The 23,904-nt window shown below is 53.3% G+C and carries 24 protein-coding genes and 2 pseudogenes; 6 read left to right on the top strand and 20 right to left on the bottom strand.

The features are described from left to right. From gntK to EH228_RS07730, 4 genes and pseudogenes are all read right to left on the bottom strand, one after another. Nucleotides 1-537 (bottom strand): gluconokinase, encoded by a 537-nt coding sequence (gene gntK, locus EH228_RS07715; protein ID WP_152321087.1) that lies wholly within the window; start codon nucleotides 535-537, stop codon nucleotides 1-3. A gap of 204 nt (nucleotides 538-741) precedes the next feature. Then, nucleotides 742-1,737 (bottom strand): gluconate operon transcriptional repressor GntR, encoded by a 996-nt coding sequence (gene gntR / locus EH228_RS07720; RefSeq protein ID WP_152321088.1) that lies wholly within the window; start codon nucleotides 1,735-1,737, stop codon nucleotides 742-744. A 95-nt stretch (nucleotides 1,738-1,832) separates the two neighbouring features. Further along, nucleotides 1,833-2,528 carry a pirin family protein gene (locus tag EH228_RS07725; protein WP_152321089.1) on the bottom strand — a complete coding sequence of 232 codons (696 nt, stop codon included), beginning with the start codon at nucleotides 2,526-2,528 and terminating at the stop codon, nucleotides 1,833-1,835. A 234-nt stretch (nucleotides 2,529-2,762) separates the two neighbouring features. After that, nucleotides 2,763-3,304: pseudogene (locus EH228_RS07730) on the bottom strand (IS6 family transposase). A 351-nt stretch (nucleotides 3,305-3,655) separates the two neighbouring features. Between EH228_RS07730 and EH228_RS07735 the strand changes: the two are divergent. Continuing rightward, a complete protein-coding gene (locus tag EH228_RS07735) occupies nucleotides 3,656-4,192 on the top strand; it encodes a GNAT family N-acetyltransferase (RefSeq protein ID WP_152321090.1) in 537 nt (178 codons plus the stop codon). 64 nt (nucleotides 4,193-4,256) lie between these two features. Here the strand turns inward: EH228_RS07735 and ggt are convergent, their stop codons facing one another. Further along, a complete protein-coding gene (gene ggt, locus EH228_RS07740) occupies nucleotides 4,257-5,996 on the bottom strand; it encodes a gamma-glutamyltransferase (protein ID WP_240116254.1) in 1,740 nt (579 codons plus the stop codon). 166 nt (nucleotides 5,997-6,162) lie between these two features. Between ggt and EH228_RS07745 the strand changes: the two genes are divergently transcribed. Beyond that, on the top strand, nucleotides 6,163-6,450 hold the full coding sequence (locus tag EH228_RS07745; protein ID WP_152321092.1) for a DUF2756 domain-containing protein: 288 nt from the start codon (nucleotides 6,163-6,165) through the stop codon (nucleotides 6,448-6,450). A 177-nt stretch (nucleotides 6,451-6,627) separates the two neighbouring features. On the opposite strand, the gene ugpQ is transcribed toward EH228_RS07745, so the two are convergent. The 10 genes from ugpQ to EH228_RS07795 all read right to left on the bottom strand — a co-directional run bounded on the left by ugpQ (nucleotide 6,628) and on the right by EH228_RS07795 (nucleotide 16,769). Further along, nucleotides 6,628-7,386: a glycerophosphodiester phosphodiesterase gene (ugpQ, locus tag EH228_RS07750; protein WP_152321093.1), complete on the bottom strand. Its 759-nt coding sequence runs from the start codon at nucleotides 7,384-7,386 to the stop codon at nucleotides 6,628-6,630. Beyond that, nucleotides 7,383-8,456: a sn-glycerol-3-phosphate import ATP-binding protein UgpC gene (locus EH228_RS07755; RefSeq protein ID WP_152321094.1), complete on the bottom strand. Its 1,074-nt coding sequence runs from the start codon at nucleotides 8,454-8,456 to the stop codon at nucleotides 7,383-7,385. The genes ugpQ and EH228_RS07755 overlap by 4 nt, the downstream gene beginning before the upstream one ends. A 3-nt stretch (nucleotides 8,457-8,459) precedes the next feature. After that, nucleotides 8,460-9,305 (bottom strand): sn-glycerol-3-phosphate ABC transporter permease UgpE, encoded by an 846-nt coding sequence (gene ugpE / locus EH228_RS07760; protein WP_152321095.1) that lies wholly within the window; start codon nucleotides 9,303-9,305, stop codon nucleotides 8,460-8,462. Beyond that, nucleotides 9,302-10,189 carry a sn-glycerol-3-phosphate ABC transporter permease UgpA gene (gene ugpA, locus EH228_RS07765; RefSeq protein WP_152321096.1) on the bottom strand — a complete coding sequence of 296 codons (888 nt, stop codon included), beginning with the start codon at nucleotides 10,187-10,189 and terminating at the stop codon, nucleotides 9,302-9,304. Before ugpA ends, ugpE begins: the two co-directional genes overlap by 4 nt. Nucleotides 10,190-10,300: 111 nt before the next feature. Continuing rightward, the gene (ugpB, locus tag EH228_RS07770; protein ID WP_152321097.1) at nucleotides 10,301-11,620 is read right to left on the bottom strand and encodes a sn-glycerol-3-phosphate ABC transporter substrate-binding protein UgpB; all 1,320 of its coding nucleotides are present in this window, start codon (nucleotides 11,618-11,620) and stop codon (nucleotides 10,301-10,303) included. 256 nt (nucleotides 11,621-11,876) lie between these two features. Then, nucleotides 11,877-12,587, bottom strand: a complete 711-nt coding sequence (livF, locus tag EH228_RS07775; protein WP_152321098.1) for a high-affinity branched-chain amino acid ABC transporter ATP-binding protein LivF — start codon at nucleotides 12,585-12,587, stop codon at nucleotides 11,877-11,879. Nucleotide 12,588: 1 nt separating this feature from the next. After that, nucleotides 12,589-13,356, bottom strand: a complete 768-nt coding sequence (gene livG, locus EH228_RS07780; protein ID WP_152321099.1) for a high-affinity branched-chain amino acid ABC transporter ATP-binding protein LivG — start codon at nucleotides 13,354-13,356, stop codon at nucleotides 12,589-12,591. Beyond that, nucleotides 13,353-14,630: a high-affinity branched-chain amino acid ABC transporter permease LivM gene (locus tag EH228_RS07785; protein ID WP_152321100.1), complete on the bottom strand. Its 1,278-nt coding sequence runs from the start codon at nucleotides 14,628-14,630 to the stop codon at nucleotides 13,353-13,355. Before EH228_RS07785 ends, livG begins: the two co-directional genes overlap by 4 nt. Then, nucleotides 14,627-15,553, bottom strand: a complete 927-nt coding sequence (gene livH, locus EH228_RS07790) for a high-affinity branched-chain amino acid ABC transporter permease LivH (RefSeq protein WP_152321101.1) — start codon at nucleotides 15,551-15,553, stop codon at nucleotides 14,627-14,629. Before livH ends, EH228_RS07785 begins: the two co-directional genes overlap by 4 nt. Nucleotides 15,554-15,650: 97 nt before the next feature. After that, entirely contained in the window at nucleotides 15,651-16,769 is a 1,119-nt protein-coding gene (locus EH228_RS07795) for a branched-chain amino acid ABC transporter substrate-binding protein (RefSeq protein WP_152321102.1), read from the bottom strand. Nucleotides 16,770-17,151: 382 nt separating this feature from the next. Between EH228_RS07795 and panM the strand changes: the two genes are divergently transcribed. Next, on the top strand, nucleotides 17,152-17,571 hold the full coding sequence (panM, locus tag EH228_RS07800) for an aspartate 1-decarboxylase autocleavage activator PanM (protein WP_152321103.1): 420 nt from the start codon (nucleotides 17,152-17,154) through the stop codon (nucleotides 17,569-17,571). A 63-nt stretch (nucleotides 17,572-17,634) separates the two neighbouring features. Here panM and rpoH read toward each other — a convergent pair whose 3' ends face one another. From rpoH to ftsY, 4 genes are all read right to left on the bottom strand, one after another. Next, on the bottom strand, nucleotides 17,635-18,489 hold the full coding sequence (gene rpoH, locus EH228_RS07805; protein WP_152321104.1) for an RNA polymerase sigma factor RpoH: 855 nt from the start codon (nucleotides 18,487-18,489) through the stop codon (nucleotides 17,635-17,637). A gap of 230 nt (nucleotides 18,490-18,719) precedes the next feature. Next, on the bottom strand, nucleotides 18,720-19,706 hold the full coding sequence (ftsX, locus tag EH228_RS07810; protein ID WP_152321105.1) for a permease-like cell division protein FtsX: 987 nt from the start codon (nucleotides 19,704-19,706) through the stop codon (nucleotides 18,720-18,722). Next, nucleotides 19,696-20,364: a cell division ATP-binding protein FtsE gene (gene ftsE / locus EH228_RS07815; protein ID WP_152321106.1), complete on the bottom strand. Its 669-nt coding sequence runs from the start codon at nucleotides 20,362-20,364 to the stop codon at nucleotides 19,696-19,698. The genes ftsX and ftsE overlap by 11 nt, the downstream gene beginning before the upstream one ends. Nucleotides 20,365-20,369: 5 nt before the next feature. Next, entirely contained in the window at nucleotides 20,370-21,803 is a 1,434-nt protein-coding gene (ftsY, locus tag EH228_RS07820) for a signal recognition particle-docking protein FtsY (protein WP_152321107.1), read from the bottom strand. Between the two features lie 164 nt (nucleotides 21,804-21,967). On the opposite strand from ftsY, the gene rsmD reads away from it, so the two are divergent. Together rsmD and EH228_RS07830 are read left to right on the top strand one after the other, a co-directional pair. Next, complete coding sequence (rsmD, locus tag EH228_RS07825; protein WP_152321108.1) at nucleotides 21,968-22,573, top strand: 16S rRNA (guanine(966)-N(2))-methyltransferase; 606 nt, start codon at nucleotides 21,968-21,970, stop codon at nucleotides 22,571-22,573. Beyond that, a complete protein-coding gene (locus tag EH228_RS07830) occupies nucleotides 22,563-22,832 on the top strand; it encodes a DUF1145 family protein (protein ID WP_152321109.1) in 270 nt (89 codons plus the stop codon). The genes rsmD and EH228_RS07830 overlap by 11 nt, the downstream gene beginning before the upstream one ends. A 42-nt stretch (nucleotides 22,833-22,874) precedes the next feature. On the opposite strand, the pseudogene EH228_RS20815 reads toward EH228_RS07830, so the two are convergent. Next, nucleotides 22,875-23,081 (bottom strand): annotated as a pseudogene (locus EH228_RS20815) (DUF2500 domain-containing protein); the annotation flags it as partial. Nucleotides 23,082-23,256: 175 nt separating this feature from the next. Between EH228_RS20815 and EH228_RS07840 the strand changes: the two are divergent. After that, on the top strand, nucleotides 23,257-23,883 hold the full coding sequence (locus tag EH228_RS07840; RefSeq protein WP_152321110.1) for a lysoplasmalogenase: 627 nt from the start codon (nucleotides 23,257-23,259) through the stop codon (nucleotides 23,881-23,883). Nucleotides 23,884-23,904 lie beyond the last annotated feature (21 nt).

The following is a 23,904-nucleotide window of genomic DNA, read 5'->3' on the forward strand; positions in this document are numbered from 1 at the left end:
CTACTTATTTTTTATCGCACCTTCGATAGCAGCAATGACCGCAGCCACCACCTCATCCAGTGCCTGATTGATATCCACGACCAACACGTCGTGCTCGTCACTGCCTGGCTCTTCCAGCGTTTCAAACTGAGTGACCAGCATCTGCGGCTTGAAGAAGTGTCCTTTACGTGCGCGCAGGCGAGACTCAATAGTGTCAAAATCACCTTTCAGATAAACAAATGACAGGTTTTCGTTCCCCTGACGCAAAATGTCACGGTAACTTTTTTTCAGTGCGGAACAGACGATCAATGACACTTCATTAGTACGCTGCATAGCGAAAGCGGCATCGTTGATCGCTTGTAGCCATGGCTTACGGTCATCATCATTCAGCGGATGACCTGCTGACATCTTTTCGATATTGGCGCGAGGGTGCAGGAAATCACCGTCGAGGAACGCTGCTTTAAGCTGATATGCCACAGCATTGGCCACGGCAGATTTACCGCTGCCCGATACGCCCATCAAGACAAACACGTGGTGAGAAGAAGGGGATGTTTTCATTTTCATGCTCCGGCATGGAGGTCCAGGACCTGTCCGTTTCAGTGTTAGCGCAATTGTTATCGGTAACATTGTCTGGAGGCCTGACGGGTAAGGCAACAGTTAGGCTGGAAAAAGCTGGTAAATGTGAAGTAGTTCAAAAAAATGACTGTTTCAGAAGAAAGAGGCACAAACAGACAAAGTCGTCTGCGACAAGTCTCCGAAAAATCAGATGCTGCCGCCTTCTGAAAGAGTAAAACCCACATTAATCTGCGCCGATCCCACCTGTTCACCCCGGATTCTGGCCAGCAAAAGCGCCGCGGCTTCACGCCCCATTCTTTCACGCGGGGTCAGTACCGTAGCCAGTTTTGGGGTCACCACCTGGGTGATATCATGACCATGAAACCCCGCTATCGCCATATCATCAGGCACACGCAGCCCTTGACGCTGGCATTCAAACATCGCCCCCACCGCAAGGTCATCGTTGGTACAGAACAGACTGTCGGTATCAGGATAACGCTTTTGTGCCTCCAGTAGCAGGGTGCCGCCCATCGAGAACGAAGACGCTTCTTCCATCATAATACTGCGCGGCTCCAGGTGAGCGGCGCGCATCGCTTGTTCATAACCCTGCTGCTTGAGCAGGGTACGCTCATCCAGCCTGGCGCCCAGGTAAACGGTATGGCGATACCCTTTGTTTAAAATAGCCAGAGTCATCTGCCGGGCAGCCTCAACGTTATCGAACCCGACAGCTAAATCCAGACAGGGTGACACGCAGTCCATCATCTCCAGGACCGGGATACCGGCAATTTCAATCATCCGCAAGCTGGTAGCCGTATGGTTACGTTCGGTGAGGATCAGTCCATCGATATTCCACCCCAGCAGCGAGCGCATCTGCAGTTCCTCTTTCTCCGCGCTGTAACCAAAGTGGCCGATCATGGTCTGATAACCCGCCGCATCGGTAACCGCCTCAATTCCGCGCAATACATCAGCGAACACCTGGTTAGTCAGCGACGGCAGCAATACGCCAATCGCCCGACTGGTGGCGTTAGACAAAATATCGGGGGCCCGGTTAGGGATATAGCCCAGCTCATCCAGCGCCTCGGCAATGCGGCTCCGCAGAGCAACAGAAACCTGATCGGGGTTACGCAGATAGCGACTGACGGTCATCTTAGTGACGCCCACACGATCGGCAACGTCCTGTAGTACCGGTCTTTTTTTCTTCATGATTTTATAAATTGAAGGGAAGATGACTGGAGTGTAACAAAAATGGCGGAAAAACGGTGAAGGGTGCGGCAAAGCACACCCAAAATGTGATCGACTTAAACCGGCGGCAGATCGAACAGCAGGATTTCAGTATCGCTATTCGCGACAATGGTCAACATCGCTTCATCCCAAATGGCAAAAGCATCGCTACGGCTGGCGTTCTCGCCATTAACCGTGACATCGCCTTTCACCACCTGGATCCAGATCTTACGATTGGCTTCTACCGCCACCGCGCCTTCCTCACCCTGCTTCAGCGCCCAGCGGGACAGCGTCATATCCTGAAAGATCTTCAGCGATCCGTCACGAGCATCCGGAGACAGCACCAACTGGCGGCCCTGTACATCATCGAAACGGCGCTGAGCGTAACGTGGCTCGAGGCCATTTTTTTCCGGGATGATCCAAATCTGGTACAGATGCAACGGCACCCCGGTGCTGGCATTGTACTCCGAGTGACGCACACCGGTACCGGCGCTCATTATCTGAAATTCACCGGCCGGGATTTGCTCTTTGTTACCCATGCTATCCTGATGCTCAACCGTACCGGAGAGCACATAAGTGAGGATTTCCATATCTTTATGCGGATGAGTGGCAAAACCCTGGCCCGCCTCGATCAGGTCTTCGTTAATCACCCGTAGCGCCGAAAACCCCATAAAGTTGGCGTCATAATAGTTAGCAAAGGAAAAAGTGTGCCAGCTGTCCAGCCAGCCATGATTGGCATGACCACGTTCTTCTGCTTTGCGTAAGTAAATCATCAACAATCCTCCTCAATGTTTTGACCCAGTCTGAACCGGTTCCGGGGCGGATGATAGCGGATAAAATTGTCTCCTCTGTTCAAATTATTCGACTGAATATACAGAAGATGTTCACGCTCAGTCCTGACGACTGGACGGGTCGGCTCTTTGTACGGAACTAAAACGTTGTCGGTACTGACGGGGGTTCTGTCGCATTAACGGTGATTGTCCGAAAAAAAGTGTATGACCTGTTTTTCAGGCAGCCATCAGATAAAACTGGTCTGCCGGAGACAATGCCTCCCCGTACGGAGGCTGATACTGCCCCTTGCGCGTATCATATGCACCGGCTCAATTCCCGCCAGAATGGTCTGTGCATGGCGAAACGACTTAAATCCGGTCATCAGCTTAATCCTGCGTTTGATGTTACGGTGATCCTGCTCAATCAGATTGTTCAGATACTTATTCTGCCTGACCGGGATGCACTTCTCTTTTTCCTTATCTCCATTGAGCGTGACCAGTGCCGCTGTGTTGGCTCCACTCTTATCGATGGCCACCACTTCGGGTTCGCCATGGTGGCCCACAGAACGCTTATGTCGGCGAAAGGTCTTGTCCAGCAGCGGTACCCGACGGATAACCCAGCGGTGAAGCGTGGAATGGTCAACGGTGATACCACGCTCTGCCATCATCTCTTCGAGGTTGCGCAGGCTCAGGACATAAGCCAGATACCAGCGAACACATTACGCGATGATATCGATGGGGTAATGCAGGCGTTGAAAGGATTTTTGGATCGGAGATATGGTCTGGCACCATTACATAAAAAAAACAGTATGTTGCCTGACGACTTCTTAATGCGACAGAACACGGGGTTGTGCTGTCCCTTTAACCTCAACGTGTCACATCCAGATATGCCGACGCCCTGGCCTGGCCTAAAAAAAAAGCCAGCACCCGAGCTGGCTAAGTAATACTGGAAGCAATGTGAGCAATGTCGTGCTTTCCCGACCGGTCCGTGAAGCCCAGAGTGGAAACGCCTGACAATAATAATCATTATCATTCGCACTTGTAAAGTTTTTCTCGCTATTTTTTAGCTTGATTTTCTGGCTAAAACCCATGAGTTTAAAAAGGATAATTGACTAAAAAGGCGAGAGAAGATGAGTGAGATCGTGATCCGTCATGCAACACCAGCAGATGCCGCTGACCTGTATCGCATTATCAGCCAGCCGGAAACCTATGCTGACATACTACAAATACCTCATCCTTCTCAGGAACATATACATGAACGCCTGACTCACTTCCGTGATGGTCAGCAACGCCTGGTCGCCTGTATTGATAACATGGTGGTCGGCGAGCTTTCCCTGGACGTTAACAGCCGCGTCCGCCGTCGCCACGCCGCCTCGTTCGGTATTTGCGTAGACGCGAATTATCGGCAAAGAGGCGTGGCCAGCGCGCTGATGCGGGAGATGGTTTCTCTGTGCGATAACTGGCTTGGCGTGGAGCGTATTGAACTCACCGTGTTTGCCGATAACGCCGCAGCAATCCGGCTTTACCAGCGATTTGGTTTTACCACCGAAGGACTGGCCCGATGCTACGCGATGCGCCACGGTCAACTGGTCGATACGCTGTATATGGCGCGACTGAAGTCGGAATGTTCCGTTCCGCCAGTGGCCCCAGCGGATCAGAAACCGTAGTCCGCATGAGGATCCGGCGCCAGACCATGCCGTCCATCGTTCGGGATAGCTGGCGCCGTGCGGGTTAATAGCCTGCGGTCAAATCATCAATGGTGCGCGGGTCAGAAGCACCGTACAACGTGCCATCAGGGCCAACCATAATGCTCTGGGTACTGCCCATTGCTGGCAACACTTTGACATGCTGACCTTTCATCGTCAGCAATTTCAGGGTGTCCGGGCTAAAGCCTTTTTCAACCCGCAATTGATCAGGTAACCACTGATGGTGAAAGCGCGGAGCCGCGCTTGCTTCGGCGACGTTCATACCAAAATCAATGCTGTTCACTATCATTTGCAGCACCGTGGTGATAATCCGACTGCCGCCAGGACTGCCCGTCACCAGCCAGGTTTTGCCATCCTTCACCACAATCGTCGGCGACATGGAAGAAAGCGGACGCTTGTAAGGCTGCACAGCGTTCGCCTCGCCACCGACCAGACCATAAACATTTGGCGTCCCCGGTTTGGCTGAGAAATCATCCATCTCATTATTCATCAGGATGCCGCTGTCGCCTGCCACAATACCGCTGCCGAAGTTGGTATTCAGCGTATAGGTCACCGCGACTGCATTGCCCTGCCCGTCCACGACTGAGAAATGGGTAGTCTGGTTGCTTTCATAAGGTGCCAGTTTACCCGGCTTGATGTCGGTAGAAGGACGTGCTTTATTGAGATCAATTTGCTGCGCCAGCGATTTAGCATAGGCTTTGCTGGTCAGCGCCGAAGTCGGCACCTGAATAAAATCCGGGTCGCCGAGGTACTCCGAGCGGTCAGCGTAGGCATATTTCTCCGCTTCTGCCATCACCTGCATTGCATCGGCACTGCCAAAGCCCATTTTCGCCAGATCAAAATTCTCCAGGATATTCAGGATCTGCACTATGTGGATCCCACCGGAAGACGGCGGTGGCATTGAGTAAACCTCATAGCCACGGTAGCTACCGCTGACTGGCTTACGCTCGACGGCTTTATAACTGGCCAGATCCGCCTGATCAATCAGTCCGCCGTGAGCCGCCATCTCTTTGGCTATCTGGTCAGCGATCGGACCTTTATAGAAGGCATCCGGTCCCCGCTGCGCAATCAGTTCCAGGCTGTGCGCCAGATTGCGCTGCACCAGTTTTTCACCCCGCAGGTACGGCGTACCATCCGCTTTATAGAAAATGGCTTTACTGTTGGGATGGCTGAGCAGCACCTCTTTACCATAGACCTGTAAATCGTTGGCCAGTGATTCATTCACCACAATCCCGTCGCGGGCCAGCTTAATAGCTGGAGCAATCAGTTGTCGCAGCGGTAAAGTGCCGTACTCTTTGTTCGCCAGCGCAAATCCGGCTACCGTGCCGGGAACGCCGGAAGCCAGAGGCGAGGTAAGGGATTTTTTGCTGTCGGCATTGCCCTGGGCGTCAAGAAACATATCGCGGCTGGCCCGGGTCGGCGCCATCTCGCGAAAGTCAATCGCGGTGGTGTGACCAGCCGCGGTGCGGATCAGCATAAATCCACCGCCGCCGAGGTTCCCGGCCTGCGGATGCGTCACCGCCAACGCATACCCCACCGCCACCGCCGCATCGACGGCATTACCGCCCTGCTTAAGAATATCGACCCCAACCTGTGTTGCGGTGGCATCCACCGAAGCGACCATCCCATGTTGTTCCGTTACCGGATGGAAGGTATCAGCCCCCACGCCGTAAGATACCGGTGGTACCGTCGGTGCCGCCATGGCGCCCTGCCAAAAAAACAACCCTGCCATTAGCGGACTAACAAACTGCGCTAATCTGACCATTCGAGCCATCATCACTCCTTATTAGTATTATTTACATTTATTTACCGTTCCTAAGTGTGTACGAAATAAGAAAAAAAGCGAGGGATAATGCAAAATCAGAAAACAGGCAGGTTCGAAAAAATGGCGCTGCCATACACTCAGGAGAAAGAAATAAGGAGAACAATTAATGAAATGGTTAATTATTTTTGCCGCGCTGATCCCGCTAAGCGGCATGGCGAACAGGCTGAATAACAGCAATGATCCATTCAAACCAGGCTACAACCCGAGTACGCAGCGTATGCAGACACAAATGCAAACACAGCAATCCCAGCAAAAACTGAAGCTACAGCAGGATCAACAGCGTCAGAACCAGGAGGTGCAGCGTAAAATCCAGGAACAACGCGACAGCGCCTCACAACGAGTCCTTAAATCACAACCGGGCAACAGCAATCTCCAGCAGAACAGCACTGACTAATGCGCTGAGCCGCCCCAATATTGACGTTGCGACCTGGGCGGCAAACAAAAGGGATGATTACGCTGGCGCTTATTTGAGTCAGTAAGCGAGGAATCGATTGAGCGGCCACCCACTTACCGCGCCCCACAAGCGTAAAAGCCGTGGAAAGGCCGCATAGCAGTCAGCACCGTGGTAACGTCAAGTATGCCAGTTAATGGCGAAATCCGGCCCCAGCAGATCGATCCTGTCCGTACAGATCGCGTCAACGCCCCAATCCAGCAATGTTTGCGCCCTTGCCGGCGTATTCACCGTATAAACCAGTATCCGCAGCCCGGCAGATTTAATCTGCGCCACACGCGCCTGAGTCAGGACTTTATGGTTGAAATGAAGCGACACGCAGTCCAGCTCATCCGCGAGTGCCCGCCAGTCGTCGCGCCAGTGGTGCAGCAATATGCCGCGAGGCAGTTCCGGAGCGGCGTGTTTCGCCGCATCCAGTGCGACAAGAGAAAACGAGGACAACAACGGCGCGGTCTGACGATGCCAGAGGTCGCGCGCGACCCTCGCCACTACGCGTCCAGTTTCCGCCTCCCGTCCGGTGGTGGGTTTAATTTCAATGTTGGCCATCATCTGGTCATTCGCACAACGCTCAGCCACCTGTGCAAGCAACGGTAAACGCTGATCAGCAAAATCTTTACTGTACCAACCACCAACATCCAGTTGCCGCAGCTTTTCCCACGGCAGATCCCCGGCAATGCCCCAGCCGTTGCTGGTACGGTCCAGCGTGTCATCGTGTAGCAGGAAAATTTCATTATCGAGCGACAGCTTGACGTCAAACTCGATCATTTTATGGCCCAGTTTCGCGCCAATATCGATACCCGCGAGGGTATTTTCCGGCGCCAGTTTGCCACCGCCACGGTGGGCCACGATGGCCGGATAAGGCCAGGCTTTCTCAGTCATTCGAGACGTTGTCCATGTTCAGAGTCAAAGAAGTGTAGCGATTCTGGCGGCAAATGCAGCCATAGCGTGCTGCCGATAGCCGGACGCTCAACATGGGGCAAACGCACCACCACGCGGTTGCCACCCCATTTGCCATGGGCCAGATTATCGGCCCCCAATATCTCCAGCGTTTCCACCACCAACGGTAAGCCGCCCGCCTGCGGTGAGGAGAGCTTAATATGTTCCGGGCGGATCCCCAACGTCAACATGCGTCCAGCCCAACGGGTTTTCGCCTCGAAAAGCGGAATGGCGATATTATCCGCCAGCGCCAGTCGCGTACCCTTATCGTTCAACTCACCTGCCAGCAGGTTCATTGACGGCGCGCCAATAAAGCTGGCGACAAAACGCGAGGCAGGACGCTCATAGATCTCGACCGGCGTCCCCAGTTGCTCCAGCCTCCCCTTGTTCATCACCATCACTCGCTGCGCCAGCGTCATTGCTTCAACCTGATCATGAGTCACGTATAAACTGGTGGTGTTCAAACGGCGATGCAGTTGCTGTAACTCCAGCCGCATCTGCACGCGCAGGCGTGCGTCAAGATTGGAGAGCGGTTCATCAAACAGGAACACCGCAGGTTCACGCACCATCGCGCGTCCCATGGCCACGCGCTGGCGCTGGCCGCCAGAAAGCTCACGCGGACGCCGCTGCAGCAGCGCCTCCAGCTCCAGGCTTTTTGCTGTTTCCATGACCCGCTGGCGGATATACGCTTTACCCATCCCGCGAATTTTCAGCGCATAAGCCATATTCTGTTCCACGCTCATATGCGGATACAGGGCGTAGTTCTGGAACACCATCGCTATGCCGCGATCTTTCGGTTCCAGAAAGGTCACTCGCTCGTCACCAATAATAATATCGCCGCTGGTGACCTGCTCCAGCCCAGCGATCATACGCAATAGCGTGGATTTGCCACAGCCGGAAGGGCCCACCACCACCATAAATTCGCCATCGTGGATAGCCACATCAAGTGGCTGAATAATCTGGTTTTTACCATCATATGATTTGGTAACTGCCTGAAGTCTTACCCCTGCCATCACTTATTTCTCGCTCTCAACCAGCCCGCGAACAAAAGCGCGCTGCATGACTAAAACAATCACCATTGGCGGGATCATGGTCAGCAGCATGGCCGCCATCACCAGATTCCACTGCGTGGAACCGTCACCATTACCGATCATGCTACGAATGCCCGCGACAGCGGTGCCGAGGTGGGTGTCATTGATGATCAATAGCGGCCACATATACTGGTTCCAGCCATAGATAAAGGTGATCACAAACAACGCCGCCAGGTTAGTCTTCGACAATGGCAGCACGATGTCGCGAAAAAAGCGCATCGGGCTGGCGCCATCGATACGCGCCGCTTCAACCAGCTCATCCGGCAGAGTCATAAAGAACTGGCGGAACAGGAAAGTGGCGGTGGCGGAGGCCATCAACGGCAGGGTTAACCCGCTATAGCTGTCGAGCATGTTGAGGTGGGAGACCACCTCCACCGTCGGAAAAATACGCACCTCGATCGGCAGCATCAGGGTGATGAAAATCATCCAGAAAAACAGCCCGCGCAACGGAAAACGAAACCACACCAGCGCGAAAGCCGAGAGGATCGACAGCACCATTTTTCCAGCGGTAATACTCAACGCCATGATCGCGCTGTTCAGCAACATCACACCAAACGGCGCACTGTTCTGTGCCACACCGTGTTGCCAGATAGTCGTGATGTTGTCCCAAAGATAACGGCCCGGGATCAGTGTCATCGGTACCTGAAATACCGCCGTGTTGCTCAGCGTCGCGGCGACAAACGCGATGTAGATCGGGAACAATACCGTCAGGATACCCAGCCCCAGCATGATATGGCTGAAAATAGCCAGCCCGCGTCGGTTCTCAATCATTGGTAGCGTACCCTTTTTTCGATATAGCGGAACTGAATCACCGTCAGAATGATGACCAGCGCCATCAACACCACCGACTGCGCAGAGGATGAGGAGAGATCCAGTCCGGTAAAACCTTCACGGTAAATTTTGTAAATCAGGGTGGTCGTGGCCTGTACCGGACCTCCCCCTGTCGCCGCATCAATCACCGGGAAAGTATCGAAGAAGGCATAAACCAGGTTAACCACCACCAGGAAAAAGCCCACCGGGGTTATCAACGGCAGAGAAAGCTGAAAGAAACGGCGTACCGGCCCGGCCCCGTCAATGGCGGCGGCTTCAGTCAGTGAGGGTGGGATCGACTGCAACGCGGCAAAAAAGAACAGAAAGTTGTAGCTCATTTGCTGCCAGATAGCGGCTAACACCACCAAAAACATGGCCTGACCGCTATTCTGCGCATAGTTCCAGTTATACCCTGCTGTTGCCAGGAAATGAGTGATCAGCCCCAGTCCGGGGCTGAACAGGAACATCCACAGCACCGCCGCAACTGCGGGGGCTACCGCGTAAGGCAGTAAAAACAGCGTCTGATAGACCCGCTTCAAACACAGGACGTAATCAACCAGCGCCGCCAAAAACAGAGCAATGCCCAGACCAATAACGGTGACCAACCCACTGAACACCAGCGTGGTCCAGAAGGCATCAAGGTAATAATTATCGTCCAGCAGGCGTCTGAAATTCTCCAGGCCGACAAAAGTGCTGGAAATACCGAAAGGATCGACGCTCAGTACCGAATACCATAACGCTTCGCCCGCGGGCCAAAGGAAAAAAATAATGGTGACCAGCAACTGCGGCAACATCAACAGATAAGGCAGCCAGCGGGAGCGAAAAACAGGACGGGAAGATGGCATACAAACGCTCTGAACCAGATAAAAGACGGCAAAAATGAATCGGGGCCGATGATTCGGGCAGACTTATTCCCATCCCGACACCCTTTAATTTGTGGTAAGGGCGCATCAGCATTACGGCTTAACGCTTTGCTCAAAGCGGCGCAGCAGCTGATTGCCACGGGTCACCGCGTTATCCAGCGCAACCTGAGGCGTTATCGATCCATTCCAGACACCTTCCAGCTCTTCGTCCACGATAGTCCGGATCTGTGGCATATAACCCAAACGCAGGCCTTTAGTGAACGGTAATGGTGGTTTATGCAACATTTGCCGCGTGGCAATATCCGCTCCTGGATTTTTGTCGTAGAAACCCTGCTTTCGGGTCAATTCATACGCCGCGGTAGTGACTGGCAGGTAGCCGGTCTTCTGGTGCCATTCAGCCGCGATTTCTGGCTGGGTCAGGAATTGCATAAACTCAGCGACACCCCGGTAGGTCGCCGCGTCTTGCCCCTTCATGACCCACAAGCTGGCACCGCCAATAATGGCGTTCTGCGGCGCATTTGGCACGGTTGCATCGTAAGGCATCATACCCACGCCGTAGTTAAATTTGGCGTAGTGACGGATGTCAGCCAGTGAACCGGAAGACGCGGTGGTGATGCCACAGTCGCCATTGTAGAACCTGGCGGTGGACTCATCTTTACGGCCAAAGTAGGTGAATTCTCCCCGTTTGTTCATCGACTCCAGCATCTGAATATGACGAACCTGGACCGGCTGGTTGAATTCCAGAACGGCATCGGTGCCATCGAAACCATTGTTTTGGGTCGCTACCGGCAGACCATGCCAGGCGCTAAAGTTTTCGATCTGAATCCAGCCCTGCCAACCGCTGGCGTAACCGCACGTCATCCCCGCTTTACGCAGCGCCGCCGCGTCTTTTTCCAGCGCCTGCCAGGTTTTTGGCGACTCATCCGGGTTCAGTCCGGCTTTTTTAAAAGCGTCTTTGTTGTAATACAGCACCGGTGTCGAACTGTTGAACGGCAGGGAAATCAACTGCCCGTGAGCGTCGCTGTAATACCCCGCCACCGCGGGCACAAACTGAGCCGGGTCAACGGCAATATTGGCGTTTTTGAATACCTCATACACCGGAACGATAGCTTTTGAGGCCATCATGGTTGCCGTACCCACTTCATAAACCTGTAGGATCGCCGGCGCTTTGCCGGCACGCACGGCAGCAATACCCGCGGCCAGGCTTTGTTCATAGTTACCTTTGTAGGTCGGCTCAATGTGATAATCAGGATGTGATGCGTTAAAACGTTGTGCTAAAGAATCGACTTCCACGCCCAGCTCGCCTTCCATCGAGTGCCAGAATGGGATCTCGGTGACGGCCAGTGCATGACCACTGAAGGTCAGTCCCAGAACGACGCAAAGTGCGGAGTGATGAAATGAGAACGATGCCATGTCGGTTTCCTGTACCCGGTATTATTCGCGCCTGAATACGCAATATGTTCGGGTGGTAACATGACATGTGAAAATGACAGATATATAACAGACTCATGACGTAAAAATGACACCCGGGTGACAGGTCAACAGCCCGTGCAACACCACAACCCATCGTCATCCCAGATGGCCCGCTGTCTTACCGTAAGGTCTGCTCAGTGAATGGGCGGCCAAAAAACATTCAGAGCCGGAGTCACCCGACTCTGAATGTTAAACGTTATCCCCCCAGGTAAGCGCTGCGTACGGCTTCGTTTGCCAGTAGCGCGGCACCGGTATCTTCCAGCACCACATGGCCGTTTTCCAGCACGTAGCCGCGGTCAGCCAACTTCAGCGCCTGGTTAGCATTTTGCTCGACAAGGAAAATCGTCATCCCTTCCTGCCGCAATTGTTCGATGGTATCGAAGATCTGCTGGATGATAATCGGCGCCAGTCCCAGAGACGGCTCGTCCAGCAACAGCAAACGCGGCTGGCTCATCAGCGCACGGCCCATCGCCAGCATTTGCTGCTCACCGCCGGACATGGTTCCGGCACGCTGTTTACTGCGTTCATACAACCGCGGGAACAGTTCATAAACGCGTTGGATACGGCTCTGATACTGTTGCCGATCAGCGAAAAATCCCCCCATCGCCAGATTCTCTTCCACCGTCATTCGGGAAAATACGCGCCGACCTTCTGGCACGATAGCTATCGACTCCCGCATGATGCGCGCCGTTTGCCAGTCAGTGATGGTTTTATCGTCGAAGATGATGGTTCCCTGCGTGGCACGCGGTTCACCGCACAACGTACCAAGAAGGGTGGTTTTACCCGCGCCATTAGCACCGATTAAGGTGACAATTTCGCCCTGATTGATATGCAGGCTGATATGATGCAGCGCCTGAATTTTGCCGTAATGCGCACTGACATTGTCCAGAGAAAGCAACGGATTCATGTTATGCCTCCCCTAAATATGCCCGGATCACGTCCGGGTTGTTGCGGATCGCTTCCGGCGTGCCATGTGCCAACGGCGTTCCCTGATTGACCACATAAATCCGGTCAGAAATGCCCATTACCAATTTCATATCATGTTCAATTAACAGTACCGAAACGTTATGCTCATTACGCAATTCAGCGATCAGCTCATCCAACTGCTGCGTTTCTTTCGGGTTCAACCCGGCCGCGGGTTCGTCCAGCATCAGGATTTCCGGACGGGTCACCATACAGCGGGCAATCTCCAGACGACGCTGCTGTCCGTAGGCCAGATTCCCCGCCTGACGATTGGCGAACGCCAGCAGACCCACGCGTTGCAGCCAGTTGGCGGCATACTCCAGCGCCTCGCTTTCCGCTTTGCGAAAAGCTGGCGTTTTCAGTAATCCAGCAAAAACGCCACTTTTCAGGTGCTGATGCTGTGCCACCAGCAGGTTTTCAATCACCGTCATTTCACGGAACAGGCGAACATGCTGGAAAGTACGCACCATCCCCATCCGCGCAATCTTTTGTCCCGACAATCCAGCCAGTTGCTGTCCATGCAGGATAATGCTGCCGCCTGTCGGACGGTAAAAACCGGTCAGGCAATTGAACACCGTGGTTTTACCCGCGCCATTCGGACCAATCAGCGAAACAATCTCCTGCTTTCTGAGTTCCAACGCGACATTGTTGACGGCGAGCAGGCCGCCGAAGCGCATCATCAGGCCGTTTACGGCCAGTAAAGGCTGGGTCATGGCTGCGGCTCTCCTTTTTCCACACTGTTCAGCTTCAGGTGCGGACGCTTCATCGGCAACAGTCCCTGTGGACGCCAGATCATCATCAGTACCATCAGCCCGCCCAGTACCAGCATGCTGTACTCGTTCAGGTCTCGCATCATCTCGCGGGAGACCACCAACAGGATAGCGGCCAGGATCACGGCAAACTGCGACCCCATTCCGCCCAACACCACAATCGCCAACACAAAAGCTGATTCGACAAAGGTAAAAGACTCTGGGCTGACAAAGCCCTGACGGGCCGCGAACAGGCTACCCGCAAATCCGGCAAAAGCCGCGCTGATGGTGAATGCCGTCAGTTTGATCCGGGTCGGGCTCAGGCCAAGCGAACGACAGGCGATTTCATCTTCGCGCAGCGCTTCCCACGCCCGGCCCAGCGGCATACGCAACAAGCGATTAATAACAAACAGGGTGATAAACACCAGCAACAACGCCACCAGATAGAGAAAAATGATGCGATCGCTGGGATCGTATTTCAGGCCAAAGAAGTGGCTGAAGGTATCCCAGCCGCCGTCGCGTACACTGCGGTTAAACTCCAGACCAAACAGCGACGGTTTTGGAATCTGACTGATGCCGTTCGGACCACCGGTGATGGCCGTATTGTTGAGCAGCAAAATACGCACAATTTCGCCAAAACCCAGCGTCACAATCGCCAGGTAATCGCCACGCAGGCGTAATACCGGGAAGCCAAGCAACAGGCCAAACATCGCCGCCACCAGTCCGGCCAGTGGCAGAGCCTGCCAGAAACCAAAACCATAATAGTGATTCAACAGCGCAAAGGTATAGGCGCCAATAGCATAGAAGCCACCATAGCCCAGCACCAGCAGGCCAGAAAGTCCGACCACGACGTTCAGACCCAGACCGAGCATAATGTAGATCAAGGTCAGTGTGGCGATATCCACCGTGCCGCGAGAGACTAAAAACGGCCAGGCCACAGCGGCGATAATCATCACTAAGAACAATAATTTTTGCTTTGGCGTCGACCCATCAATGCCCGGCAGCACCAGCGACGGGACAGACATTTTTTTCAGGCCTCGCTGGAAAAAAGGGCGCAACAGCTGGAAAAAAAACACCACCACACAGCCAGCGATAATCCAGTTCCACCGCACGCTACCGGCATTATTAACCACCAGATGGGTACCCTCCAGATTCAGGCGCATCCCCATAAAAAACGACGCCAGCACCAACAACATCAGCGCAGAAACCATCGCATTAATCACGTTGAGCTGTTTCATACTTTCTCAACCTCCGGACGCCCCAGGATACCAGTGGGCATCACCAACAGCACCACAATCAGCAACGCAAAAGACACCACATCTTTGTATTCAGTACTCAGATAGGCCGACGTCAGCGCTTCGGCAATCCCGAGGATCAGCCCGCCAAGCATCGCTCCCGGAATACTGCCGATCCCGCCCAGCACGGCACCTGTGAAGGCTTTCATCCCGGCCATAAAGCCGATATACGGGTTAATCACACCGTAGAACTGACCAAGCAATACACCTGCTACCGCCGCCATCGCCGCGCCAATCACAAAGGTCAGCGAGATAACACGATCGGTATTGATACCAAGCAGGCTGGCCATTTTCAGGTCCTCGGCACACGCGCGACAGGCACGACCCATGCGGGAATAACGGATAAACAGCGTCAACGCCAGCATGGCGAGGAACGTTACCAGCCAAATAACCACTTGCATGGTGGAAATGGTGGCGGCAAAACCGTTGCTGACGCCCAGGGTCCATTGCCCGGTAATCAATCCCGGCAGTGCCAGGTCACGCGAGCCCTGGGTCAGGCTGACGGCGTTTTGCAGGAATATCGACATACCAATAGCGGAGATCAGCGCAATCAGGCGTTTAGATGAACGCACTGGCTTATAGGCCACCCGCTCAATACTCCAGCCCCAGGCGCTGGCGATGACAATAGCGGTAATAAACCCGGCGCCAATCAACATCCAATTGGCGTCGATGCCGATCATCATCAACGCGGCGATAACCATAAAAGAGACATAGCTGCCGATCATATACACTTCGCCATGGGCGAAGTTGATCATGCCAATAATGCCGTACACCATGGTGTAGCCAATGGCAATCAGCGCATAGGTGCTGCCCAACGTCACACCGTTGAACATTTGCTGTAAAAAATAGAGAAACTGCTCAGACATACCCTGGTACCTACTGCTTACCGCCCTGGCGATCAGGACGAGGCTTATTATCGTTATGACCAAACCGGCGGCGTGCACACCGCCCGGGCTGGCTGGGTTATTTCACCACGGAGATAGACGTACCGTCGGCATGCCATTTAAAGATATCGAACTCAAACCCTTTCAGGTCGCCTTTGGCATCCCAGCTCAGGTTACCCATCACGGTCGGCACGGGAGCGCCTTCTTTCAGATTTTTGACGATATCTTCTGGCTCAAGACTTTTGCTGCGTTCAATCCCGCTGCTCAGCGACTGTAACGCGGCATAGGTGGTCCAGACGAACGGACCGCTGGGGTCCTGTTTTTTCGCTTGCAACGCCTCAACGATGGGCTGATTAGCCGGCACCTGGTCGTAACGTTTTGGCAGCGTCACCAGCATGCCTTCAGAAGCGGCGCCGGCGATGTTCGACAGAGAGGCGTTACCCACGCCTTCCGGCCCCATAAAGGGAGTTGTCAGACCGGCGGCACGAGCCTGACGCAAGATCTGTCCCATTTCCGGGTAGTAACCGCCGAAATAGACAAAATCGACATTTTCTTTCTTCAGTCGCGCCACCAGAGTAGAAAAATCTTTATCGCCTGCGGTGATCCCTTCAAACATCACCACGTTACCCCCGGATTTTTTCAGGCTGTCCTGCACGGAACGCGCCAGGCCTTCACCGTATTGCTGCTTGTCGTGGATCACGGCAATACGCTGCGGTTTTATGTTGTTGATAATATAGTGAGCGGCGGTTGGCCCCTGGTCTGAATCCAGGCCGGTGGTGCGCATAATCATTTTATAGCCACGGGTCGTCAGATCAGCATTCGTCGCCGCCGGCGTAATCATCAGCACACCTTCGTCTTCATAAATATCCGAAGCAGGCTGGGTCGATGAGGAGCACAGGTGACCGATGACATAACGGATGCCGTCGTTGATCACTTTGTTGGCAACCGCAACCGCCTGTTTTGGATCGCAGGCATCATCATATTCCACGCCAACCAGCTTATCGCCATTCACGCCGCCTCTGGCATTAATATCAGCAATAGCCTGCTTCGCTCCGGTAAATTCCATGTCGCCATACTGCGCAACCGGGCCAGACATTGGCCCCACAATGGCGACCTTAATGTCTTTTGCTATCGCAGCGTGGCTCAGCGCCATGACGACACAACCTGCCAGTAACGCGCGACCTTTATTGATTTTCATCCTGAATACCCCATCTGTTGTGTTGGTGTTTTTGACCCACCTCCCGCAGAAAACGCTATCAATATAATAAGTTAGCGGGAATTACGGGCATTTTTAGTCATAAGGCTTTATATTTCATGTTATTAAACAGGAATTTTCTTCTGCAAATCAACTGACACATTAAGAAATATTCGTCATAAACAGGATTATCAACTGGTATTACTCGCTGACATTTGTCGAAAATCAATGTTTATAAAATGGACAAATACAGTATTTCAGTACTAATAACTGCATTTTGCATAAAACATGAACTGATTATGTTGTTTTAGCTTCTAAAAAGTTTCGCATCTATCCCGTCGCTAATTCGCTACAATATGCCTTTCGTACCCGACGGATATCGCCTATGAAGCTCACTATCATCAGACTGCAACAATGGTCAGCTCAGGACCGTCTCGACCTGGCGAAAATCTGGCCCGAGGCCGATCTCAAGGCACTGGAAAAAACACTGGATGAACAGCACCTGGTGTATGCAGCAAAATTTAATGATCGGCTGTTAGCTGCCGTAAAGGTGACGCTCAAAGGAACGCATGGGGAATTAGAAAATTTTATGGTGCGTGACGTCACACGCCGCCGGGGGGTCGGAAAGTACCTGCTGGAAGAGGTACTGACGCAAAATGCCGCCACCTCCCAGTGGTGGATGGCTGATGTGGGATTTAGCGACCAGGCAGCGGCGGCGGCCTTTATGCAATCAGGTGGGTTTATTGTTCAGGCGGGGGGCTGGAGCAGGCAATCGCCCTACACGACCCAGGCAGAAACAAGGTAGCCAACGACCAAAACAAACAGGGCGCCCCATGGCCGCCCTGTTTTTCATTACTGTACTGACTGATTACGCTTCGATAGCGACACGCAGTTTTTTCATCGCGTTCTTTTCCAACTGACGCACACGCTCTGCGGACACACCGTATTTATCGGCCAACTCCTGCAGCGTGGTCTTGTTGTCATCGTCCAGCCAGCGAGCACGGATGATATCCTGGCTACGCTCGTCGAGCCCCTGCATCGCATCACTCAGCTTATCGGCCGCGTGAGATTCCCAGTTGTCTTCCTCAATGCCATCAGCAAAGTCAGACGACTTATCCTGCAGATACAACATGGGCGCCATTGAACGGCCTTCGCCTTCATCATCCGGCGTTGGATCAAAGGTCATATCCTGAGCCGCCATACGTGACTCCATCTCCAGCACATCTTTGCTGGTGACGCCCAGCTCGCGGGCAACCATTTCCACTTCGTCCTGGTTGAACCAACCTAAACGCTGTTTGGCTTTACGCAGGTTGAAAAACAGTTTGCGCTGAGCTTTGGTGGTAGCGACTTTCACGATACGCCAGTTACGCAGGACATATTCGTGGATCTCGGCTTTAATCCAGTGCACCGCGAAGGAAACCAGGCGCACGCCCACCTCCGGATTGAAGCGACGCACCGCCTTCATCAGACCGATATTACCTTCCTGAATCAGGTCAGCCTGCGGCAGGCCATAGCCGGAGTAGTTACGGGCAACATGAACAACAAAGCGCAGATGAGACAGGATCAGCGTTTTAGCTGCTTCCAGATCGCCCTGGTAATGCAGCCGTTCAGCCAGCGCTTTTTCCTCTTCTGCCGTCAGCATAGGCCAGGCATTGGCCGCCCGGATATAAGAATCCAGGTTACCTAAAGGAGCAATAGCTAAAGTTTGCATTTCTTTGGTCATTCAAACCCTCTCTGTAATAAGCAACGTTGCTGTGCATTTCCCTGCCGCCTGACAAGGCTACGTATTGGGATTATAGACTACAAAGTTATCCACAAGTTTACTTTCATCTGTGCATATTTTACGCATACACACTCAGGCAGAGGAATAAAACCAGAAGAAGTCATCACTTCCTCTGCTGCACAACCATCATGCAACAGAAGAATATTATATCAAAAAAAAGTGTAAAGGGATTACTGCGGCGTAAATCGACGTAAATGTTGCACCGTCGCCAGCCAGGCGGCAATCCAACCGATCATCGCAGAGATCAACAGCAGCAGCAGACTTTCATCCCATGCCAATCCACGTAGATTAAACGTGGTGCCAAACACTGCCGCCACCTGCGTCACCACCGACTCCAGGCGAAGCACCAGCACTCCGGACAACACCAACGATAACAGCGAGCCAGCAAAGCCCAACAACGCACCGCCATAGAGGAATGGACGCAAAATAAAACCATCAGTGGCGCCAATCAGTTTCTGCACGTTAATGGTATCACGGCGAGCAAAGATGCTGAGTCGCACACTGTTGCCGATAACCAGAAACACCGCCACAATCATCAGCACGCCAATCATCGCCGCCACCTGGCCGACCAACCCGGTCAGCGCCGCCAGACGGGCGAACCAACTGTCATCCATCTTCACTTCGTCCACGCCTTGCGTCTTCGCCACGCGATCACGCAGCGTGTTCATGGCATCGGCGTTCTGGAAGTTGAGTTTTGGCGTAATAATCGCCACCGCAGGCAATGGATTCTGCTCCAACATATCCATTGCCCCGCCAAAACCAGACCAGTTACGGAACTCACCCAACGCTTCTTCACGCGAAAGATAGTTAACCTTATCCACACCATCTTCTTTTTTGAGCTGCGCCACCACGTTTTCTGCTGCGTCGTCATCCAGCGTTTTGCTCAGGTACACGGTCAGTTGAGGTGTCGGATACCATTGCTCTGCGGCCTGGCTGACATTTTTCCAGACAATAAAGCACACGCTTGGCAGGGTCAGAGAAATGGCGATCACCATCACGGTCAGCAACGTTGCCAGCGGCTGACGCCACAGATCAGACAACATACCGCGCAACGCATAGCGCCACTGCTCCTGCCAGCCCCCCTTCAACGCTTTGCTTTTGGAGGACGGCGTCGGTTTCGCGGTTTTTGGTGCCCGCGTATTGCGTTTATTTACCACTCTGGCCTCCCTGCAAACGCCCCTGATTCAGCGACATCAGACGATAGTTGCGTCGGGCGATCAGGCCCCGGTCATGGGTTGCCATCAGTACGGTCACCCCGACGCGGTTAAATTCTTCAAACAGCCGCAAAATATCTTCCGACAACGCATCATCCAGGTTGCCAGTGGGTTCATCTGCCAGCAGTACCACGGGTTTATTCACCACCGCCCGGGCAATGCCCACGCGCTGCTGCTCACCACCGGAAAGCTGGATAGGGAAGCTCTTCGCTTTATCCAGCAGACCGACTTTATCCAACGCCGCCGACACGCGCCGACGAATGTCTTCACCACTGGCTCCTGCGATAATCAGCGGAATAGCCACGTTGTCATACACCGAGCGGTCCATCAGCAAATGATGATCCTGGAAAATCATGCCAATCTGGCGGCGCAGGAACGGCACTTCACGGCTTTTCAGGCGGCTAATGTCATGTCCGCTAAACCAGATATGTCCGGCACTCGGGCGTTCGATGCCACAAATAAGCTTCAGCAAGGTACTTTTCCCTGCCCCGGAATGTCCGGTCAGAAACGCCATTTCTCCCGGTTGCAGATGAAAATCTACCCCCTGAAGCGCTTGCCGACCGCCGAGATAAGCCTTACTGACTTCTTCAAAGCGAATCATCCAAATTAGTCCTCTCGGGCAAAAAGTGCCTCTATAAAATCGTCCGCCTTAAATTGACGTAAATCTTCGATGCCTTCACCCACGCCAATATAACGGATTGGGATGCTGAACTGGTCTGCGACCGAGAAGATAACCCCACCCTTAGCTGTGCCATCCAGCTTGGTTAACGTAATCCCGGTCAGCCCCACCGCTTCATGAAACAACTTAGTCTGGCTGATCGCATTTTGTCCGGTGCTGGCATCAATGGTCAGCATGACTTCGTGTGGCGCCTGCTCATCGAGCTTCTTCATCACCCGGGTGATTTTCTTCAATTCTTCCATCAGGTGCGATTTGTTTTGCAAACGCCCCGCCGTATCGGCAATCAGCACATCAACGTTGCGCGCTTTAGCCGCCTGAATCGCATCGAAAATCACCGACGCGGAATCAGCGCCCGTATGCTGGGCAATCACTGGGATGTTGTTACGCTGACCCCATACCTGTAATTGTTCTACCGCTGCGGCGCGGAAAGTATCACCGGCGGCAAGCATCACCGATTTACCTTCGGCCTGATACTGACGGGCCAGCTTGCCGATAGTGGTGGTTTTACCCACGCCATTGACGCCAACCATCAGGATCACGAACGGCGTTTTGCCGCTCACCTCCAGCGGCGCATCAACGGTGGCCAGGATGTCTGACATTTCCTGTTTCAGCAAACCGTACAGTGCCTCAGCATCACGTAACTGTTTACGGTCCGCCTGGTTAGTCAGGTTACTGATAATACGCCGGGTGGTTTCCACCCCGACATCAGCGATCAGCAGTTGTTCTTCCAACTCTTCAAACAGATCGTCGTCGATCTTTTTACCGCGGAACAATCCGATAAATCCGGAACCGAGGTTCTGACGGGTTTTTACCAGGCTCCGCTTCAGGCGGGCGAAGAAACCTTCTTTGGTTGGCCGCTCCTGTTCCATGGTTTCCGGAACCGATTCGGTCGATGTCGGCGCCGACACGGCGGCAACAGGCTCCTCCGGCGCTATTTCAGCGGCTGGTGCTTCAGCTTCCGGCACTTGCGGAAAACGCTCATCAACCACTTCGGACTGCGGTGTTTCCTCCGGCACAGGCTTAACCCCGGCAGCCTCTTCTGACAACCGTTCCACTTGCATCGGCTGGTCAACAACATCTTGTGGCAATGGCGCGGGTTGCGGCTGCGATTTTACGCCGGATTCTGGCTCAGTGACGGGGCGATGTTCCGCTTGTTGCTGGGCAACGGTTGCCGTCACCTCAACAACCTCTTCAGCACGCCGCGCCACCTCATCGGTCACAGACGCGGCGTCATCCGTTACTTGAACGGCGATGGGCTGCTGTTCTTCCAACGTCTCTTTTTTTGTCTCTTCCTGCGGCGTGGGGTCTTCACGCCCTAATCCCAGCCAGGAAAAAAAGCCACGTTTTTTATTTTTTGCCATGTTGCAACCACACTCCTCGTGGGGAAAAAACGGTCAGGTCTCTGAAAATCATCTTATTCTCTAGTCTAACACTTTCCTGCTAACGCAACACAGCACCCTTTTTACGTTTCCTCCACCTGTTAAGCCCGTTAAACTATGCAACAAATTATGAAGAGTTCAGCAGCATGACTAAAAAAAACCGCAGCGCTGGCAGCGGACAAATCCGTATTATTGGCGGCTTGTGGCGCGGCAGAAAACTCCCGGTTCCTGATAGTGCCGGACTGAGACCCACGACCGATCGGGTTCGTGAAACACTGTTCAACTGGCTGTCCCCGGATATTCAGGGCGCACGCTGCCTGGATTGCTATGCTGGCAGTGGCGCTCTGGGCCTGGAAGCGCTGTCGCGCCATGCAGCCTCAGCGACACTGCTGGAGCTTGAACGGCCCGTAGCCCAACAGTTGGTAAAAAACCTCGCGACTCTGGGAGCAAAAACCGGGCAGGTGATCAACACGGATACGTTGCAGTTTCTGGCACAGGCGGGCGAACCTCACGATCTGGTGTTTATCGATCCGCCGTTTCGCAAAGGTCTGCTAGAACACACGATTACATTACTGGAATCCGGCGGCTGGCTGGCGGATGAAGCACTGGTCTATGTAGAAAGCGAAGTGGAAAACGCCATGCCACCCGTCCCCGTTAGCTGGCAGTTGTACCGGGAAAAGATCGCAGGACAGGTCGCTTGTCGCCTGTATGTTCGTCATGCCTCAGCAAAGGGAGAACACCATGCTGATTAATTCAGGCAGACTGTTAATGATATTCCTCTGGGCATTTTTACTGCTCAACCTGGTGCATCCATTCCCCAAACCACTGAGATATTTTGTTAATGTCGCGCTGCTTTTTATGGTGATTATGCATGGCCTGCAACTGGTGCTGATGCGGGCCACACACCCCAAACAAGGGCCGAAAATAAGCGGAATAACACAAATCAGGATTTTCTTTTTCGGCGTATTCGAACTACTGGCCTGGCAGAAAAAATATCAACAAAAATCTTAGGTTATAGAAAATATATGGCAGTCGTCTTTTTCTCGTAGGAAAAATCTGAATATCCCCTGCGCCATTCAACAGCGGGAACCAGACGTCGTCACGCATCTCTTCCACCGGGATCACTTCTCTCTGGCGGGAACGCCGGCCAGACCCCGGCGTTTCGCGTTTGGCTTTCACTTCCACCAGCATCGAACACACCGGTGAGGCATCATTTACAGCCACTTCCCGGCGTTGTTTAATAAACTGACGCGTCGCCAGTACGCAATACCCACCAGAATGATGACAAGAATTCTTCGTTTATTTCCGCCTCATCAGAGCATTTCAGGATGTACACAGAATACAACCCGCGGTCTCTCATTGTCACATCATCGCGAACTGGCCTACACTGAAGACGAAATTGTGGAGTTTTGCATCTAAAACAAAGGGACACATTATGATTTGGTCGTTTTTGGCGGTACTTTTTTCCGGCTGGCTGTATGTGGATGCCTCCTACCGTGGCCCACAATGGAAACGCTGGTTTTTTAAACCGGTCACCTTGCTATTGCTTCTCGCCTGGGCCTGGCAAGCACCCGTGCTAAACACCACCGACTATCTGATCCTGTTTGGCCTGCTGGCAACGCTGATTGGCGACGCGTTAACGCTGTTGCCGAACCGCCGCATGCTGTACGCCATTGGTGCATTTTTCCTCTCACACCTGCTGTACACCATCTGTTTCGCCAGCCATATGACGCTGACCTTCTTCTGGCCAATCCCACTGGTGCTCTTAATCGTGGGTGTGCTGCTCATCGCCACCATCTGGACCAGACTGGAAGAATTACGCTGGCCGGTCTGCACTTTTATCGGCATGACACTACTGATGGTATGGCTAACAGCAGAACAGTATTTCTTCAGGCCAACGAATCACAGCTTCTCTCTATTGATTGGGAGCTCATTACTGTTACTGGCTAATATTGTGTGGTTTATCAGCCACTATCGCCGCCGCTTTACATCGGACAGCGCGATTATTGCCGCCTGCTATTTCGCCGGTCACTTTATGATTGTGCGTTCGCTGTATCTGTAAACTTCTTATCAGCCTTGACTC

The sequence above is a fragment of the Erwinia endophytica genome, assembly GCF_009295515.1.
In the GTDB taxonomy this organism is placed as follows: Bacteria; Pseudomonadota; Gammaproteobacteria; order Enterobacterales; family Enterobacteriaceae; genus Erwinia; species Erwinia endophytica.

Excerpts from the sequence above, each read along its gene's own strand:
- gntK (WP_152321087.1), bottom strand. The coding sequence starts at position 537 with ATGAAAACATCCCCTTCTTCTCACCACGTGTTTGTCTTGATGGGCGTA.
- gntR (WP_152321088.1), bottom strand. The coding sequence starts at position 1,737 with ATGAAGAAAAAAAGACCGGTACTACAGGACGTTGCCGATCGTGTGGGC.
- EH228_RS07725 (WP_152321089.1), bottom strand. The coding sequence starts at position 2,528 with ATGATTTACTTACGCAAAGCAGAAGAACGTGGTCATGCCAATCATGGC.
- EH228_RS07735 (WP_152321090.1), top strand. The coding sequence starts at position 3,656 with ATGAGTGAGATCGTGATCCGTCATGCAACACCAGCAGATGCCGCTGAC.
- ggt (WP_240116254.1), bottom strand. The coding sequence starts at position 5,996 with ATGGTCAGATTAGCGCAGTTTGTTAGTCCGCTAATGGCAGGGTTGTTT.
- EH228_RS07745 (WP_152321092.1), top strand. The coding sequence starts at position 6,163 with ATGAAATGGTTAATTATTTTTGCCGCGCTGATCCCGCTAAGCGGCATG.
- ugpQ (WP_152321093.1), bottom strand. The coding sequence starts at position 7,386 with ATGACTGAGAAAGCCTGGCCTTATCCGGCCATCGTGGCCCACCGTGGC.
- EH228_RS07755 (WP_152321094.1), bottom strand. The coding sequence starts at position 8,456 with ATGGCAGGGGTAAGACTTCAGGCAGTTACCAAATCATATGATGGTAAA.
- ugpE (WP_152321095.1), bottom strand. The coding sequence starts at position 9,305 with ATGATTGAGAACCGACGCGGGCTGGCTATTTTCAGCCATATCATGCTG.
- ugpA (WP_152321096.1), bottom strand. The coding sequence starts at position 10,189 with ATGCCATCTTCCCGTCCTGTTTTTCGCTCCCGCTGGCTGCCTTATCTG.
- ugpB (WP_152321097.1), bottom strand. The coding sequence starts at position 11,620 with ATGGCATCGTTCTCATTTCATCACTCCGCACTTTGCGTCGTTCTGGGA.
- livF (WP_152321098.1), bottom strand. The coding sequence starts at position 12,587 with ATGAATCCGTTGCTTTCTCTGGACAATGTCAGTGCGCATTACGGCAAA.
- livG (WP_152321099.1), bottom strand. The coding sequence starts at position 13,356 with ATGACCCAGCCTTTACTGGCCGTAAACGGCCTGATGATGCGCTTCGGC.
- EH228_RS07785 (WP_152321100.1), bottom strand. The coding sequence starts at position 14,630 with ATGAAACAGCTCAACGTGATTAATGCGATGGTTTCTGCGCTGATGTTG.
- livH (WP_152321101.1), bottom strand. The coding sequence starts at position 15,553 with ATGTCTGAGCAGTTTCTCTATTTTTTACAGCAAATGTTCAACGGTGTG.
- EH228_RS07795 (WP_152321102.1), bottom strand. The coding sequence starts at position 16,769 with ATGAAAATCAATAAAGGTCGCGCGTTACTGGCAGGTTGTGTCGTCATG.
- panM (WP_152321103.1), top strand. The coding sequence starts at position 17,152 with ATGAAGCTCACTATCATCAGACTGCAACAATGGTCAGCTCAGGACCGT.
- rpoH (WP_152321104.1), bottom strand. The coding sequence starts at position 18,489 with ATGACCAAAGAAATGCAAACTTTAGCTATTGCTCCTTTAGGTAACCTG.
- ftsE (WP_152321106.1), bottom strand. The coding sequence starts at position 20,364 with ATGATTCGCTTTGAAGAAGTCAGTAAGGCTTATCTCGGCGGTCGGCAA.
- ftsY (WP_152321107.1), bottom strand. The coding sequence starts at position 21,803 with ATGGCAAAAAATAAAAAACGTGGCTTTTTTTCCTGGCTGGGATTAGGG.
- rsmD (WP_152321108.1), top strand. The coding sequence starts at position 21,968 with ATGACTAAAAAAAACCGCAGCGCTGGCAGCGGACAAATCCGTATTATT.
- EH228_RS07830 (WP_152321109.1), top strand. The coding sequence starts at position 22,563 with ATGCTGATTAATTCAGGCAGACTGTTAATGATATTCCTCTGGGCATTT.
- EH228_RS07840 (WP_152321110.1), top strand. The coding sequence starts at position 23,257 with ATGATTTGGTCGTTTTTGGCGGTACTTTTTTCCGGCTGGCTGTATGTG.